The 16,366-nt window shown below is 60.9% G+C and carries 13 protein-coding genes and 1 pseudogene; 9 read left to right on the top strand and 5 right to left on the bottom strand.

Features of this window, described 5'->3' with window-relative positions:
- The first annotated feature begins 10 nt into the window (after positions 1-10).
- The 4 genes and pseudogenes from AB1576_11780 to AB1576_11795 all read left to right on the top strand — a co-directional run bounded on the left by AB1576_11780 (position 11) and on the right by AB1576_11795 (position 4,156).
- Entirely contained in the window at positions 11-133 is a 123-nt protein-coding gene (locus tag AB1576_11780; GenBank protein MEW6082424.1) for a hypothetical protein, read from the top strand.
- A 421-nt stretch (positions 134-554) separates the two neighbouring features.
- Positions 555-1,949: pseudogene (gene mtbB, locus AB1576_11785) on the top strand ([dimethylamine--corrinoid protein] Co-methyltransferase).
- 72 nt (positions 1,950-2,021) lie between these two features.
- Positions 2,022-3,464, top strand: coding sequence for a trimethylamine methyltransferase family protein (locus AB1576_11790; GenBank protein ID MEW6082425.1), 1,443 nt, complete (start codon positions 2,022-2,024; stop codon positions 3,462-3,464).
- A gap of 53 nt (positions 3,465-3,517) precedes the next feature.
- A complete protein-coding gene (locus tag AB1576_11795; protein MEW6082426.1) occupies positions 3,518-4,156 on the top strand; it encodes a corrinoid protein in 639 nt (212 codons plus the stop codon).
- 65 nt (positions 4,157-4,221) lie between these two features.
- Here AB1576_11795 and AB1576_11800 read toward each other — a convergent pair whose 3' ends face one another.
- From AB1576_11800 to AB1576_11820, 5 genes are all read right to left on the bottom strand, one after another.
- On the bottom strand, positions 4,222-4,848 hold the full coding sequence (locus AB1576_11800; GenBank protein MEW6082427.1) for an indolepyruvate oxidoreductase subunit beta: 627 nt from the start codon (positions 4,846-4,848) through the stop codon (positions 4,222-4,224).
- A 17-nt stretch (positions 4,849-4,865) separates the two neighbouring features.
- Complete coding sequence (gene iorA, locus AB1576_11805; protein ID MEW6082428.1) at positions 4,866-6,581, bottom strand: indolepyruvate ferredoxin oxidoreductase subunit alpha; 1,716 nt, start codon at positions 6,579-6,581, stop codon at positions 4,866-4,868.
- A gap of 29 nt (positions 6,582-6,610) precedes the next feature.
- On the bottom strand, positions 6,611-7,405 hold the full coding sequence (locus AB1576_11810; protein MEW6082429.1) for an IclR family transcriptional regulator: 795 nt from the start codon (positions 7,403-7,405) through the stop codon (positions 6,611-6,613).
- A gap of 138 nt (positions 7,406-7,543) precedes the next feature.
- A complete protein-coding gene (locus AB1576_11815; protein MEW6082430.1) occupies positions 7,544-8,539 on the bottom strand; it encodes a TAXI family TRAP transporter solute-binding subunit in 996 nt (331 codons plus the stop codon).
- A 50-nt stretch (positions 8,540-8,589) separates the two neighbouring features.
- The gene (locus AB1576_11820) at positions 8,590-9,855 is read right to left on the bottom strand and encodes a CoA transferase (GenBank protein ID MEW6082431.1); all 1,266 of its coding nucleotides are present in this window, start codon (positions 9,853-9,855) and stop codon (positions 8,590-8,592) included.
- Positions 9,856-10,256: 401 nt separating this feature from the next.
- Here AB1576_11820 and AB1576_11825 point away from each other — a divergent pair, with 401 nt between their 5' ends.
- The 5 genes from AB1576_11825 (at position 10,257) to AB1576_11845 (ending at position 16,287) form a co-directional block, all read left to right on the top strand.
- A complete protein-coding gene (locus AB1576_11825) occupies positions 10,257-11,696 on the top strand; it encodes a trimethylamine methyltransferase family protein (protein ID MEW6082432.1) in 1,440 nt (479 codons plus the stop codon).
- 206 nt (positions 11,697-11,902) lie between these two features.
- Positions 11,903-13,363 (top strand): trimethylamine methyltransferase family protein, encoded by a 1,461-nt coding sequence (locus tag AB1576_11830; GenBank protein ID MEW6082433.1) that lies wholly within the window; start codon positions 11,903-11,905, stop codon positions 13,361-13,363.
- Positions 13,364-13,386: 23 nt separating this feature from the next.
- Positions 13,387-14,019, top strand: coding sequence for a corrinoid protein (locus AB1576_11835; GenBank protein MEW6082434.1), 633 nt, complete (start codon positions 13,387-13,389; stop codon positions 14,017-14,019).
- 36 nt (positions 14,020-14,055) lie between these two features.
- On the top strand, positions 14,056-14,988 hold the full coding sequence (cysK, locus tag AB1576_11840; GenBank protein MEW6082435.1) for a cysteine synthase A: 933 nt from the start codon (positions 14,056-14,058) through the stop codon (positions 14,986-14,988).
- 135 nt (positions 14,989-15,123) lie between these two features.
- Entirely contained in the window at positions 15,124-16,287 is a 1,164-nt protein-coding gene (locus AB1576_11845; protein MEW6082436.1) for an ABC transporter substrate-binding protein, read from the top strand.
- Positions 16,288-16,366 lie beyond the last annotated feature (79 nt).

Below are 16,366 nucleotides of genomic sequence, written 5' to 3' on the forward strand. Positions count from 1 at the left end.
AGGGGTGCCTGTGCCTGAAGGGAACAGATCATCCTGGGTTGACTTGGCAAGCTCGCTCCCCACGGAGTTCCGGGGGATCCTGGATGCCCTGTTCGATGAGGTCTACGTGACCGGCGGTCCGGGATACCTGTAAGTCCCGGCTCCAGTTCGAAGGTTGCCGAGGCCCTGGGTATAAGCCAGCCCTCAGGGGAGAAAGACCAAAAAGAGTGTGGTCCAGGTGAGGAATAACCAGGGGGGCCGGCCCTAACAGGATAATTCACTAGTGCATTCGCGCAAAACAGGGCCAACTTCCATGCGCGCCGGTTATGGGCAAGAGCAATTCCCTGGGGAAGCCCGGGGATGCGTGAACGCATTGACGGATGGGCTTGCCTCCCGCTCCCAGCCGGGCTCAGGTACCCTTTACAGCTACCCGGAAGGACTGGCGCCTCTGCCACGCTGCATCCTTCCGGAAACCCCGGGGAACACGGCATCCCCGGCGAGACCAAGGGGTCGCACCTGGCACGAACATTGCAAGTACGGTGGCGGGAGATTCCAGTCAGAAGATCAGAAGAGGGGTGAGGCGTTTGGTAACTACCCGGCTTGGGGACGGCTCCCTGATAACCCTGAGCGAGGACGAGGTCAGGCGCGACGTGGAGGAAGGAATGCAGGATGCCGCTGCCCGTGGCAACATCCCTGGCCTCGGGCAGGACGAGCTGGAGCGGCTGGTGGAAATCTGCTGCATACCAAGAAAGTTCGTCAGTGTCGAGAGAGGCAATGAGCTCATCCTCACGTATGATTCGGCAACACTTAAATTCTCCAGGCTGGGCATACCGGTGGAACGCCCGCAGATCATGCAGATCTACGAGAGAGCGCTCATGGCCGACACACTGGAGATGGCCTATGTGCACTACAGCTTCAAACCGGTCAAGCTCATAGTGCCCGAGGAGCAGTACATGGTGGCTGAGACCTCCCTGGTGACCACCGCTCCCCTGCTCTACGGTGCCATGCCCAACCTCCCCCTCTACACCCAGCCAGACGGCCCGTGTCCCAACCCAGCGGAGTTGCTCCCCCTGGGGAAGATCGACCAAGCCAAGGCTGCCCAGGAGGAAGCCGTGGAGTACGCCATCAAGGACATGGTGAACGTGGGCACTGCCATGTATGAGGCGGGCGCGGACGGGATCGACTTCGACACCACAGCGGCGGCTGGTGACTCTGAGTTCTACGCAACCCTCAAGGCCACGGAGATCCTGCGGGAGAGACACCCTGGCATGGCCATAGAGATCGGCATGGCTGGAGAGTTCATCCTGGGCTTTCATGGAGACATCGAATATGATGGTGTGAGGCTGGCTGGGCTGTACCCTCACAAGCAGGTGAAGGTGGCGGAGAGGGCCGGGGCTACGGTGTTCGGTGCAGTGGTGAATACCAAGAGCAACAGGTCGTTCCCCTGGAACCTGGGCAGGGCTGTCACCTTCTGCAAGGCCTGTGTAGAAGAGGCTAACATCCCAGTGCACGCCAATGTGGGCATGGGTGTCGGGTCAGTACCCCTCCTTATGACGCCCCCAATAGACAGCGTCTCCCGGGCCTCTACCGCCATGGCGGAGGTAGGCCGGCTGGACGGGTTGTAGGTTGGCTACGGTGACCCATCAGGGATGGCCATTTCTCATTCACAAGCCTCCGGGATGGGTGGCATCCGTACTGCCGGAGATCTGGTAGCCCGGATGCAGCTCGCCCGCAGGATGCGGCTAGGCGAGGCCAAGGCATATGTGGCAGGCAGGCTGGGGGTTTCCGTGGCGGACCTGCACGATGAATGCAGGATGAATGAACTCCGCCAGGAACTAGATATTTCCACTGTCTACGCAGGCCTTGGGGAGCAGTCGCGTGGCATCGAGTCCAAGTTCAAGATCGCCAGGATCCTGGAGATCGAGATCAACTCGGTGAACCGTTTCTTGAGGAAGTCTGGGTTGAAGTAGGCGAAAGATACCAGCGGCAAGCGGGGCAAACTTGCAACACGGCACCAAATACCTGGGGAAGGGGGAGTCTTGATGCCACTTTCCAGACTCAAGGTCCTACCGGAAGAGTACCTGTTCAGGGTACACGAAGCATCCCTGAAAATACTGTGGGAGACCGGGGTGGTCTTCGAGTCAGACGAGGCGGCCCAGGTGTTCAAGGCGCACGGGGCCAAGGTAGACGGCCACCTTGTCCGCATCCCCGCGGCCATCGTTGAGGAGTCTCTCGCCATGTGCCCCAAGCAGTTCCGGTGGTGGGGTGTAGACGAGTCACATAGCGTAACCCTGGGGGGCAACCAAGATCGCACTGCCATATCCCCGAACATGGGCCCCGTTTACATTCAAGACCTGGACAGGGGCCGCCGGCGAGGAACCTTGGAGGACTTTGCCAACCTGATCAAGCTCTGCGAGGACAGCGATGTGGTCAATGTTGTTGGCGCCATACTTGTTGAACCCGGGGATGTGGCCGTGCGCGACCGCCACCTGATGATGACCTACATGCTCCTTAAACACACGGTCAAACCCCTCATCGGCATCATCAGGACCCAGGAGGAGGAACACCAGGTCTTCGACATGCTCGAGATCGCCATAGGAAGGAAGGACTACCTCCTGGACCACCCTGTCATAGGGGTAAGCGTGAACCCCCTAAGCCCCCTGAGGTTTGGGACGGAGCCCATCGATGCCATGCTGGCATACGCGAGACGCCGCCAGCCCGTGTTCATCCTACCCTGCATCCTGGCGGGGACAACGGGTCCCGTGAGCCTCCTTGGCACCGCGGTGCTGCAGAACACCGAGATGCTGGCAGGAGCGGTATTCCTGCAGATGATTAACCCGGGTACCCCCGTTGTGCTCTCGCCCGCCTCGTCCGTGACCAACATGAGGAAGGCCACCTACATTACGGGGTCTCCAGAGGGACATCTCATCAATATTGCGGGACTCCAGATGGTCCTGGACTTTTATTCATTGCCCAGCAGGACCATGGCTGGCCTTACTGACTCCAAGACCGTGGATTGCCAGGCCGGCTATGAGACAATGCAGAACATCATGCTCTCTATGCTCTCCGGAGTGCACCTGGTAAACGAGGCCCTGGGGGTACTCGACTCCATCATGACCACCTCCTACGAGAAATTTGTCATTGACGAAGAGCTGCTAAGCAGGGTTCTCAGGATGATGAAGGGAATAGAGGTTTCGGAGGAGGCCTTGGCCGTGGATGTGATACAGCAAGTCAGCCACGGCGGGAATTACCTGGTACACCCAAGCACCTTCAGTCGCTTCAGGGACTTCTGGAGACCTGGTGTCTCCCACTGGGACAGTCACGACGACTGGGTCCACGAGGGCGCTGAGGATGTGGTGATCAGGGCAAACAGGCAGTTTAAAACCAGGCTGGCTTCAGCCCCGGAGTCGGTGATCCCCTTGGAGGTCGACACGGAGATCAAGAGGTACCTCAAGTCAGTCCTCCACGACACCAGCATAGACTAAGGTCTTTTGGGGGAAGCCCCCGGCTTCCCGGCAAGGAAAGGAGGAAAACGACGGTGGATAGCACCAAGCTCTTTGAAGAAGCCGCCAGCGCAATAGTGGACGCAGACAAGGCAAGAGCGGAGGACATCGCCAGGAAGGCACTGGAGATGGGACTTGACCCCTTTGAGGTCATTAACAAGGGCTTCATTGTAGGGATCATGACGGTGGGGGATCTCTTCGACCGGGGCGATCTCTTCTTGCCCCAGCTGATCCTGTGTTCTGAAGCCATGAAGTCAGCCTCGGAGATCCTCAATGCCGCAGCCGGCACCGAGAAGACCTCCAGCGGAAAGGTGATAGTGGCCACTGTGGAGGGAGACATTCACGACATCGGCAAGGGGATCGTAGTATCGCTCCTGGCTGCCCACGGGCTGGAGGTGTTCGACCTGGGCCGTGACGTGCCGACGGCCAAGATCATCGAGAAGGCAGAGGAACTCAAGGTCGATATCATTGGCACCAGCGCACTCCTGACCACAACCATGGAGAAGCAGAAGCACCTGGAAGAGGCCCTTCGCAAGGAGGGTCTGAGGGACAAGTACAAGACCATCGTGGGTGGGGCTCCCGTTACCGAGAGGTGGGCCAAGAAGATAGGGGCGGATGCCTACGCCGAGGACGCCACTGACGGGGTGAAGAAGGTCTTCGACCTCCTCAGGTAGCCTGGTCATCTAGGCAAGAACCAAGTGAGCCACTTGGTCTGCCGGTGGCTCACTGCACTTTTCCCCTAGTCCTTTTCCTTCTCCCTCTCATGCCAGGCACCTGACGGAGGGGTCTGCGATGCAGCACTTTTGCCCTGCCGGAAGGCATGCAGGTTGACCTCCAGGTCCTTTTCGCGGATGGAGCTCCTGAGGGCTCTCTCCCAGGTGGTCTTCTCGAAGTCCATGAACCCGGACAACGCCCCCACCAGAACCATGTTGGCGGCGCGCCTCTCCCCCGTCTCCAAAGCCACCCCAACGGCATCCAGAAGTACGACCCTCTCCGCTGCCGTGAGGACCTCGTCCTCGATACGTTCTGGGTAGCCCGGGACTCCGGGAACGGGCACTGCCGGCACAATCCGTTCGGTGCTGGATATGAGGAGGCCACCCGGTCTCAGGTACGTCGAGCCCCTCAGGGCCTCAAGCATCTCAAACCCGATGACCGCGTCTGCCTTCCCCATGGGGACCACCGGGGAGTGAACCTGCTTCCCTCCCCTGACGTGGCTCTGGACACTGCCTCCGCGCTGGGCCATGCCGTGGACCTCCGACTGCTTCACATCCATCCCCGCCTCGAGAAACGCTGACGCCAGCACGCGGGCGGCAAGGATTACCCCCTGCCCTCCCACTCCGCATATGACAATATTCCGGATGTCCATGAGACACCAGCCTCCCTCTAGGATATGGCACCCGCGGGGCATACCTGCGCGCAGACAGAGCACCCAGTGCAAAGCCCCTGGTGGATCTCGGCCGTCTCGCCCGTCTTCATCATTGCTGGGCACCCCAGGTCCAGGCAAACGCCACAGCCCGTGCACTCGCTGGCGTCCACGGTTAGGGGCATCTTCCATGATGCCCTGTCCAGCAGTGCGCACCTGCGGCGCGCCACCACAACCGACGGCCCTGGGTGGGCAAGCGCCTCCTTGACCACAGACCGGAAGCCCTCAAGGTCATAGGGGTCCGCGACCTTGACATGCTCTATTCCAATGCTCTGGGCAAGCCGCGCGATGTCCACCGCCGGGGCAGGGTTCCCCCTGGCCGTCCTTCCTGTCCCGGGGTGATCCTGGTGCCCGGTCATGGCAGTGGTGGAGTTGTCCATGACTATCACGGTGAACCGGCCCCCGTTGTATCCCATGTTGAGGAGGCCTGTGATCCCTGAATGGAAGAAGGTCGAATCCCCTATGGTGGCCACCACCTGGCCTTGGACCGCATCCCCCAGGGCCTTGGAGATCCCATGGGCGTGCCCGATACCCGCCCCCATGCAGGCGCAGGTATCCATGGCTTGGAGGGGCCGCGAGGCCGCCAGGGTATAGCACCCGATGTCCCCTGTCACCGTGAGCTTCAAGCGCCCCAGCACGTAGAAGGCAGCCCTGTGGCCGCAGCCCGGGCACAGGACGGGCGGCCTGGGCATTAACGTTCTCTCCTGGGGAGCTGGCTGGCCAAGGAGGCATTCTGAGAGGAGCTCAGGCGTGTACTCCCCCACGAGTGGCAGGATCCCCTTTCCCTTGGGGTGGAGCCCCATGGCCTGGATCTGCTCCTGCACAATGGGGTCCAGCTCCTCCACGACGTAGACCTCCTTGACCTCCTGGAAGAAGGTCTTTATGAGGCCATTCGGCAGGGGGTGACTCATCCCCAGTTTCAAGACGCTGTCTTCGGGAAATACCTCTTTCACGTGGCTGTAGGCAACCCCTGAAGCGATAAATCCCCGTTCCCTGGAGCCCCACTGGATCTCGTTAAAGGGTGAGGTTTCGGAGGCCTGTGCCAGTCGTACCAGGCGTTCTTCCACCACAGGGTGGCGGCGGCGGGCGTGCCCAGGAATCATCACGTACTTCTCGGGATTCTTATCAAACCCTAGGCCCACTGGCCCTTCCTTCCTCGGTTCAAGGCTCACAGGGCCTCTGGTATGGGATAGCCTGGTGGTGGTGCGGATCATCACGGGTGTGTCGAAGGCCTCACTCATCTCGAAGGCTGCCTTGGCAAAGTCCTTGGCCTCTTGGCAGTCCGAGGGTTCTAGCATTGGGATCTTGGCAAGGCGGGCATAGTGCCGGTTGTCCTGCTCATTTTGGGAACTGAACATGCCGGGGTCATCCGCAGAGATTAGCACCAGCCCTCCCTTGACCCCGATGTAAGCCGCGGTCATGAGCGGGTCTGCCGCCACGTTGACCCCAACGTGCTTCATAACAGCCATGGCCCGCGCCCCCGCCAGGGAAGCCCCTGAGGAGACCTCCAGTGCCACCTTCTCGTTGGGTGTCCACTCCGCGTGCACACCCTCATAGGTCCTGAGCGCCTCCAGTATCTCAGTGCTGGGGGTACCCGGGTAGGCGGCCGCCACCCTAACTCCTGCTTCATAGGCACCGCGGGCAAGTGCCTCGTTGCCTGACAGAAGTGCCTTCAAGAAATCCTCCCCCTTGACCTGATGATCTACTAGCTGAGGTTCAGTCTCTCTGTGATGGCCCTGGCAGTGTCCTTCACACCCTCGATTATCTGGGGCATCCTCTCTGCCAGCAGTCGCGCGGTAGGCCCTGACAGGCTTATAGAGGCCACCGCCCTTCCGGAGCGGTTGAAGATGGGGGCCGCCACGCAACGCAGCCCTATCTCCAACTCCTGCTCGTCCAGGGCGTATCCTTGATCCCTGACCTTGGCCAGCTCCCTTTGAAGATCCTCAAGGGCGGTGATGGTGTTGCTGGTGTACCTTTTCAGCCCCATTCTCTTCACTATGTCCTGCAGAACCTTCTCGTCCTGGTAGGCCAGGATGGCCTTCCCCACCCCGCAGGCGTGCGCGTCTGCCTCGGCCCCGATGGATGGCGTGAGCCTCAGGGGATGGGAGGTCTCAATCTTATCCAGGACTACAATCTTTCCTTCTGCTATCTTGATCTCGTCAAGGATGCCCAGGTGAACCGTCTCTTCGAAACGGTTGGCCAGGGATTCCGCCAGCGGCCTGGCTACTCGCCGGATCTCCATGCGGGACTGGTAGAGGGAGCCCAGGGTGAACAGGCTGACACCCACCCAGTACCTCTTACTCAGGGCGCCCCGTTCCACGAACCCTCGGGACTCCAGGGTGGCAAGGGTCCTGTAGACCGTGCTCTTGTGTTCACCCAGGAGTGCCGCGATCTCAGTGAGGCCCAGTTCCCTTCCTTTCTCCGCGAAGAGATTCAGGATCTTCAGGCCCCGGTCCAGTGCTTCGATACTGGTGTTCTCCTTGCAGCCATCCAATGCCACGAGCCTACCTCCCTTTGCCGGGTTCCTATTCCACACAGGAAGCCCTTGTTCCTGCCAGTGAAACACTGGGAAAGGGCTGCCTGGCTTAGAATTGGGCCATGGCAGCCCTTAGTGGATGCCTCGCGTTCTTAGTGTGATTTAGGATACCCCGCCGTCTTCCCTGAAGAACTGGCCAGCCCCGGGATGCAGCGGCAGGCATGTGTCGGCCCCGGATTCCGGTGAGATCTGCCGTGCCAAGGGGTGGAACGCCTGCAGGTCCTCGAGGGAGGTGTCCTGGAAGACCGCCGCGGCAATGCTGTAGACTATGGCCGGATCCAGATCCTCCGAACACACCAGTAACACTGGGAGGGCCAGCGCCTTCACGTCCCCGCTCACCTTGGGATATGTTCTCCCAGGGATGGTTCTCACGGTGAAGAACGGCCAGGAGGCCCTGACTGGATTGACCAGACCATCTTCCAGGGGAACCAGGCGGATCGACTGGTAGGAGCACACATTCTTCACCCACTCGCTGGGGTAGGGAGAACTGTGGAACACCGCCTCCACCGCCCCCTCAGCCAGGGCCGAGGAGGCGTCATCCTCCGATTGCAGGACCACAGTGGTCACAAGGGCCCCTAGGCCGGCGGCCTCCAGGATGGCCTTGGCGGCCACCTCACCAACGCCCTCCTCCACTCCGATAGCCCTGCCCGACAGGTCCTTGATGGCCTTCACGGGGGACTCGGCCAGCACCAGTATGTGGATGACCATGGAATAGACAGAGAACACCGCCCTTAACGGTTGCCTGTCATCCAGGAAGGCCCCCTGGCCGGTGACAGCCTCGTAGGCTACATCCTGCCTGACTAGCCCCAGGTCTGCCACACCGGACCCCACCTGGCTGGCCGCCTCCCGCCAGCCAGGGGCAGGGTCCGCCAGGAGGATCAGGCCCGGAACCTCCCGGGACACAACATCGCAGATGCCTTGGCCTAGGAGAAGACCGGCACCCCCGGGAACACCCGCAGACAGCACCAGGAACCTCACATCCGGATCAGGAACCTCACGCACCTCAACGGCCTCCTCACGCTCCATCCCCCCGCACCCTGCCATGATCAGGAGGAGGACCGCTAGAGTGCCCGAGGTCACTTGCCACACCTTGTTCACCCTGACCCCTCCCGCGACAATCCTGGGCTAGGGACACCTTGGGCTGCCCCTCACTGGATAACGCCTTCTGAGCGCAAGCGCTTCAATGTCTTCTGGTCAAGCCCCACTAACTCCCTTAGTACCTCCTCCGTGTGCTCCCCGAGGGCAGGAACCCATCCTGCCCGGGCAGCCGGAGCCCTGGAGAACCTGGAGGGGGACTTCACAACCCGCCTCCCCCTCAGGGGGCCATTCTCGATGGGAACCAGCATGCCCCTGGCCTCCACCTGCGGGCAGTTAAACACGTCCTCGGCAGTGTGGACCGGCCCTGCGGGCACCCCATGGGAGGCCAGGATTTCCGCGGCCTCCCTTATTCCCTTGTCCTTGAGCCAATCCTCTATGGCCGGCGTTATGAGGCTCTCGGCGTGAGCCGCCCGGGACGGGCCGTCAGCGCACCTGGGATCTTCCGCCAAGTCCTCCCTGCCCATGGCCAGGGCCAGCCGTTCCCACATGTAGCCCGAGGGGATGTTCATGGCAATGTAGCCGTCCTTTGCCTTGAAGGCCCCCCTAGGGCCAAAGAAGCTCTCGGGCCCCCTGGAGGGCACCATCCCCGTGAAGGAGTGTATGGTGAGAGCCCTCTCGTTCAAGAACACCATGGCATCCAGCATGGAGACATCCACCATCTGGCCTTCACCTGTCACGGCCCTGTCAAGAAGGGCCATGAGAATACCCTGCACAGCGCTGTAGGCTGTCACCAGGTCAGCCAGGCCAAACAGCGCGGAGACGGGGGGACGGTCCCCAAACCCCACCATGTGCATGAAACCGCTCATGGCCTCCGCCACAACGTCAAAGGCTGGCCGGTCCGAATAGGGGCCCTGTGTATGGCCAAAGCCACTCAAAGCACAGTATATTAGGGAGGGGTTTACCTCCTTGATGACTGGGTAGCCAAGCCCAAGGCGTCCCATGACACCGGGGCGGAAGTTCTCGACCATCACGTCACTCCTGGCAGCAAGGTCAATGAAGATAGACCTTCCCTCCTCTCGCTGGAGATCCAGGGCGACGCTCTTCTTGTTCCGGTTGAACTCGGCGAAGCCCCAGGAGTGCCTCGTTTTCTCTACCTCAATGAACGGCCCCATCTTGCGCCGGGCATCGCCGGCACCGGGCTTCTCCACTTTGATCACTTCGGCCCCAGCATCCGCCAGGATCATGGTACAGCATGGCCCTAGAATATACTGTTCGGCACTGAGTACCCTGATGTGTTCTAATGGCCGTCTGGAATTCGCCACGACTATCAACTCCCTATGCCAGGCTGTGCCCCAGCGGGCTTTGGCATGATCCACAAACTGCCCTCCAGGCAGGCGGCTCCTCGTTCACGCAGCCTTGGGAGTACATCCCGGCACCGGCAGCCGGGCGCCTACCATCTAGTTATGAACGGGAAGGGGGGTTGCAGAACCGGCCAAGTTGGGAGCCTGTGGCTGGATTCTGCCGCCAGGCCCCCGCCCGGGTCCCTCCATGGATTTCCTTGCCTTTCCCCGTTCTCCTTTCCCCCGGTGCCCAACCCGGTTTTTCCACGGTCTCCCTTCACTGCCAGGGGAAATCGAGGGAGATATGGCGCAAGTCCCGGGGTAAGAGGGATTCTCCTGGGGGCGTCGAAGTAACTTCCACTCAAGAAGCACAGGAGCAGGACGTATTTCCCGTTCGGGACCACATTGCCAGGGTTAGGCATCCAGGAGGGACATCAATGAAGGTGAGTTACCACCAAAGGAAGGGCCTCGGGATCAGTGTGCTCAGCCAGGCCCAGGTGGAGCATGTGCACATGGCCACCCTAGAGGTACTGGAGAGGACCGGTGTGGAAGTCTACGAAGATGAGGCGCTGGGCCTCCTAAAGGGCGCCGGTGCCCGGGTGGAGGGCACCAGGGCAAGAATCCCCCCTCACCTGGTACAGTGGGCACTCAGGGCCGCGCCGGAACGAATTACTGTCTTCAACAGATCTGGCCAGCCGGCCATGTACCTTGAGGACTCCAAGATCCACTTCGGCACAGGCTCCGACACCCCGTTCACCATTGACCTAGACACAGGCCAGCGCAGGCTAGCCGTGAAGGAAGACACCGCTAGGGCAAGCCGCCTAGCAGACACCCTATCCAACATAGACTTCGTCATGTCCCTGGGGCTATCCTCGGACGTGCCTCCTAGGACATCAGACCTCCACCAGTTCGAGGCCATGCTGGTAAACACGGAGAAACCCCTGGTGTTCACGGCCCACTCCAGGGAGAACATGGAGGCCATAGTCCAGATGGCTGCCATCGCCGCGGGGGGCGAAGAGGCGCTCCAGCAGAAGCCCTTTATCATCCTCTACGCGGAGCCCTCGTCGCCGCTTAGACACACCGGGGAGGCCGTGGCAAAACTCCTCCTGGCCGCCGAATGCCTGGTGCCGGTGATCTACACGCCTGCCGTTCTCATAGGGGCCACAGGCCCAGTCACCCTGGCAGGCTCACTGGTCATGGCCAACTCGGAACTCCTGAGCGGGCTGGTAATCCACCAGCTGAAACGGAAGGGTGCCCCCATCATCTACGGGGGAGGCATCCCCACCATGGACATGAGTACCGGTACCTGCACGTATGGAAGCCCCGAACTGCACATTTGCGGGTCGGCCCTGGCGGCCATGGCGCGCCACTACCGCCTTCCCATATTCGGAACCGCCGGTTGCACCGACTCGCTGGTCTTCGACCAGCAGGCGGGGTTCGAGGCAGGCTACAACTTGCTCATCACTGCCCTCAGCGGGGTGAACCTCATACACGACGTCGGCTTCATGGGCTCAGGCACCATATCCTCCCTGGGGTTTCTAGTGGCGTGCGATGAGATCATAGGAATGGTCAAGCGCACCGTGAGGGGCATGGAGGTATCCGCTGAGACCCTGGCCGTGGATGTCATCGACGAGGTGGGGCCAGGCGGGAACTTCATGGCTATCCCACATACCGTGGCCCACCTGCGCAGCGAGACATGGTTTCCCCGGCTTCTGAACCGTGACAATCACGATGGCTGGCTTGCTCGCGGGGCCCGCACCCTGGGAGACAAGGCCAGGGACAGGGCTAAGGAAATACTGGGTGAGACGTCCCCGGGACAACTGGCCCCTGAGATCGTGGAGAGGGTCAGAGCGGTGCTTGCCCAGAGGGAAAGATAAGCCTTGCGAGGCAGCCTTTCAATCCTGGCGCTTCGCCCCGGCCGGTGCCGGGGCGAGACCATCCTGTGGGCTTCTTGCCAAGCTTTGCCATGACAAGAGGGCAGCATTTTTCACTCGATGGCACCATGTTCCCAAGGATATAATTCGCAGCTAGTCGAAAACAGCCAGTCTAAAACATCAATTAGGAAGAAGGAGGATTGGCCCTAGTGAAGGCAAACTACGAGGCCTTGCGGTCCCCGCTGATACGCTTCCTGTCAGACGACCAGCTCTACGAGATACACCTGGCATCCCTTGAAATACTGGAGCGGGTGGGCGTCAAGGTGGACGAACCCGAGGCCAGGCAATTGCTGAAGGATGCCGGCGCCTGGGTGGATGAAGACTCAGGTATCTGCCGGATCCCCTCGCACCTGGTCAAGGCAGCCTTGCAGAGCGCCCCTCCCCGGGTGGTGCTCGCCGACAGGAACGGTAACCGCTGTCTCTTCTTGGAGAAGAACCAGCCATACTTCGGCACCGGGTCTGACCTCCCGTTCACCCGGGACCCCTACACCGGGGAGAGGCGGGAAACCACCAAAAAGGACATTGGGAACACCACCAGGGTCGTGGACGCTCTCAAGAACATCGACTTCATGATGTCTATGGGCATAGCCACGGACACCCCGGAGACCGTATCCGATCTTCACCAGTTCGAGGTTATGGTGACAAACACCAGGAAACCCATCGTGGCCACCGCCCACCACCGCCAGGGACTCCTGGACATAATCGAGATGGCTGCCATGGTCCGCGGGGGTCTGGACAAGCTACAGGCAAATCCCCTCTTTGTGTGCTACTCAGAGCCGGTATCGCCCCTGAGACACGCTAAGGAAGGCACGCAGAAACTCCTCACCTGCGCCGAGAACCTCATACCCATTAACTACACGCCAGGCATGGCGGCGGGCGCTACCGGTCCAGTCACCCGGGCGGGCGCCATAGCCACCGCCAATGCCGAGCTCCTCAGCGGCCTCACCATGCACCAGCTGAAGAGACCGGGCGCCCCCTTCATCTACGGTGGCGTTGCCACGGTCATGGATATGAGCACCTCTCTCCTCCCCTACGGCGCTCCGGAGTGGCACATGACCAGTGTTGTACTGACACAGCTGAGCCAGATGTACGAGCTCCCCATGTTCAGCACCGGAGGCGCCAGTGACTCCCTCATCTTTGACCAGCAGGCTACCCTGGAGGCGGCCTACTCGCTGCTCCTTGCAGGAATGAGCGGGGCAAACCTCATCCACGACGTCGGGTACATCGAGGCAGGCCTCACCTGTTCCTATGAGATGCTGGTAGTATGTGACGAGATTATAGACATGGTACGTCGCATCATCAGGAGCTTCGAGATCAATACTGAGACACTCGCCTTGGAGGTCATCCAGAGGGTGGGGCCCGGTGGGCAGTTCGTCACGGACGACCACACCTATCGCCACTTCAAGCAGGAGATGTGGTTCCCCAGGCTCATCACGCGCCAGCGCTATGAAGACTGGGAGAACACTGGAATGCTAACCATGGGCGACAGGGCCAACAAGCGGGTCAGGGAGATCCTGGAGAGCCACCATGTAGAACCGCTGGCACAGGACGTTGCTGGGGCCATGAAGGAACTCATCGCCAGGCGCACTGAAGAGTACCGCGCCAGGTAGCGAACTATCAGGAGGTGCAGAAGGTGTTTGACTTCTCCCAGCTTTCACAGGCGGTTATCAAGGGGGATGCCTCGGCTGTAGAGGCCTTTGTGAAGCAGGCAGTGGACGCCGGGACCCCCGCGCAGGATATCTTGGACAAGGGCCTCATTGGCGGCATGGACATCGTTGGAGCCCGGTTCAAGAACCAGGAGATGTTCATTCCCGAGGTGCTCATGTCGGCCAAGTCCCTCTACTCCGGCCTGGCGGTGATCAAGCCCCTCCTGGGCGAGGGTGCCTCCGGAGGCCTGGGAACGGTGGTCGTGGGCACTGTCCGGGGCGACGTGCATGACATAGGGAAGAACCTGGTGGCTCTCATGCTGGAAGGGGCCGGGTTCGCCGTGAAAGACCTGGGTGTGGACGTGCCCCCCGAGGGTTTCGTGCGCGAGGTGAAGGCATCCAATGCTGGCTGCGTAGGGCTGTCGGCCCTGCTCACCACAACCATGCCCGCGATGAAGGAGACTATTGACGCCCTCAAAGAGGCTGGACTCAGGGACAAGGTCAAGGTAATTGTGGGTGGCGCCCCCGTCACCCGCAAGTTCGCCGAGAGTATAGGGGCGGACGGCTACGCCGCGGACTCCGTGTCTGCCGTGGATGCGGTTAAGGATCTTCTCAAGTAGAGGGCGTTCCCCAATCCTCGACCTGGAGGGTAGCCCATGAGACACAAGGTGGACCACATCCTGGAGTGCCTCGGCGAGACACCCCTGGTGAGGCTTCGCCGCATTCCGGACCGGGGGTCCGCCTCGGTCCTGGTGAAGTTCGAGGCTGTCAACATAGGCGGGAGCATCAAGACGCGTTCCGCGTACGGAATGGTTACCGCGGCGGAGGAAGCGGGCCTTCTGAAGCCCGGTTCCATCATAGTGGAGTACACCAGCGGCAATCAGGGTATCGGCCTAGCGATGGTCGCGGCCGTCAAGGGTTACCGGTGCAGGATCGTCATGCCCGAGACCATGAGCATGGAACGGCGCAGGATAATGGAGGCTTACGGGGCCGATATATGCCTCACACCTGCCGGCGCCAACATCACTGAGGCCATTGACCTGTGCGTTCAGCGGGCCCGGGCGATGGCCGAGGAGGACCCCAAGGTATGGCTGGCGAACCAGTTTGCCAATCCCGCCAACCCTGAGATCCACCGCCTCACCACCGGGAAGGAGATTCTGGAACAGGTAGATGGACCTGTCGATGCCTTCTGTGCCGGCGTCGGCACCGGCGGCACGCTTACGGGGGTTGGAAGGGCCCTTCGCGAGGCTAACCCCCAGGTAACCCTGGCGGCCGTGGAGCCCACCAAGGCGGCGGTGCTCTCCGGTTCCACCGATATAGGGCACCATGCAATGCAGGGCATGGGGGATGGTCTCGTCCCGGACGTGCTGGATATGGAGCTCGTCGACCAGATAATCCTGGTTGAAGACGAGGATGCCCTGGAAACAGCAAGGCGGCTGGCGCGGGAGGAGGGGCTCCTATGCGGCGTTTCCTCAGGGGCGAATGTGTCCGCCGCCCTGGTACTGGCAAGGGAGCTGGGGGAAGGCAAGACCGTGGTAACAGTGTTGCCGGATACCGGCGAACGATATCTTAGCACTGAACTGTTCTGATAGACTACGGAGGTGATGGGCAAGAAGAGACATCGGCTCTCACACAGGCACGGCACGGCCGTGCGAGGGCGAGGCTCGCCAATTTAGAGAGAATTGCGTGGGAACTGGCAAGAAGAGTACGAGGAGGGGTAAAGAGTGAATTACAGGAAACTGACCCTGGTGATGCTTTCCTTGTTCCTTGTTATATCCCTCGTGGCTGGGTGCGGATCCACACCAGCGGCCCCGGCTGAGCCCGCCGATGAGGAGGAGCCCCCCGCTGAGGAACCGGAGGTAATCAAGATAGGTTTCGTCAACCACCTCACTGGGGACGCGGCAGTCTACGGCACCAGCATGAAGAAAGGCGCAGAGGTGGCCCTGGCAGCGATCAACAACATGGGCGGCATAGACGGCAAGAAGATAGAGGTCGTTTTCGAAGACGACAGGCTCAATCCCACTGATGCCATTTCCGCTGTGCGGAAGCTGCTTGAGGTAGACAAGGTTCCCGTTGTCATTGGCTCATCCAGCAGCACCATTACCCTGTCGATACTCCCGCTGGTGCAGGAGATGGGGGCAATTCTCATGAACTCTGTCTCCACGGCCCCCAGCCTGAGAGAGTACCCTGGCACCTACTTCGGTTTAATGCCCACTGACGAGGCCCAGGGTCTGGAGTGGGTCAACTTCGCCAGGGACATCGAAGAGATGAGCGCTGCAGTGATGTACATCAACAATGACTACGGTATCGGCGTGAAGGAGGCCTTTGCCAAGGAATTCGCGGCGGCCGGAGGAAATCTCCTCATAGCCGAGCCGCACGATGTCGGCAAGGCTGACTTCCGCACCGAACTCCTCAAGGTCAAGGCCAAGGATCCAAAGCTTGTGTTCATCGTTTCCCACGTCAAGGAAGGCTCCATAGTATTCAAGCAGGCTCGGGAGCTGGGAATGGAAGTACAGTGGGTGGGCGATACGGCCTTGGAGAGCAAGGAGGTCATCGACCTGGCAGGGCCCGCGGCGGAGGGACTTATCTGCCTGAGGGTCGGTTCCAAGCAGACACAGGAGTACGAGCAGTTTGCCGAGGCATTCCGCAGCCTCCACAACGAAGAACCCACCATCTGGTCGGACTTCGCCTATGATACCATGTGGCTGGCAGCCAAGGCCGTTGCCGAGGCAGGCACGGATCCCCAGGCTATCCGCGACTACCTGTGGAACGTGAGGGAATACCCTGGGGCATCTGGCAAGAAGACCTTCGACGAGGATGGTATCGCCGCAGGGGTGTATGAGCGTTACGTAGTGAAGAACGGAGAGTTCGTGCTCTGGCAGCCATAAGAGGGTTCGCCTGACCGAGCGGGGGCCCCCGCGGCCACCCGGCGGCCCCCCCCGCAAAGATGGGCGGCCATGCCAAGCA

Source organism: Bacillota bacterium, from assembly GCA_040754315.1.
In the GTDB taxonomy this organism is placed as follows: domain Bacteria; phylum Bacillota; class Sulfobacillia; order DUSP01; family JBFMCS01; genus JBFMCS01.

Excerpts from the sequence above, each read along its gene's own strand:
- AB1576_11800 (MEW6082427.1), bottom strand. The coding sequence starts at position 4,848 with ATGGACATCCGGAATATTGTCATATGCGGAGTGGGAGGGCAGGGGGTA.
- AB1576_11790 (MEW6082425.1), top strand. The coding sequence starts at position 2,022 with ATGCCACTTTCCAGACTCAAGGTCCTACCGGAAGAGTACCTGTTCAGG.
- cysK (MEW6082435.1), top strand. The coding sequence starts at position 14,056 with ATGAGACACAAGGTGGACCACATCCTGGAGTGCCTCGGCGAGACACCC.
- AB1576_11825 (MEW6082432.1), top strand. The coding sequence starts at position 10,257 with ATGAAGGTGAGTTACCACCAAAGGAAGGGCCTCGGGATCAGTGTGCTC.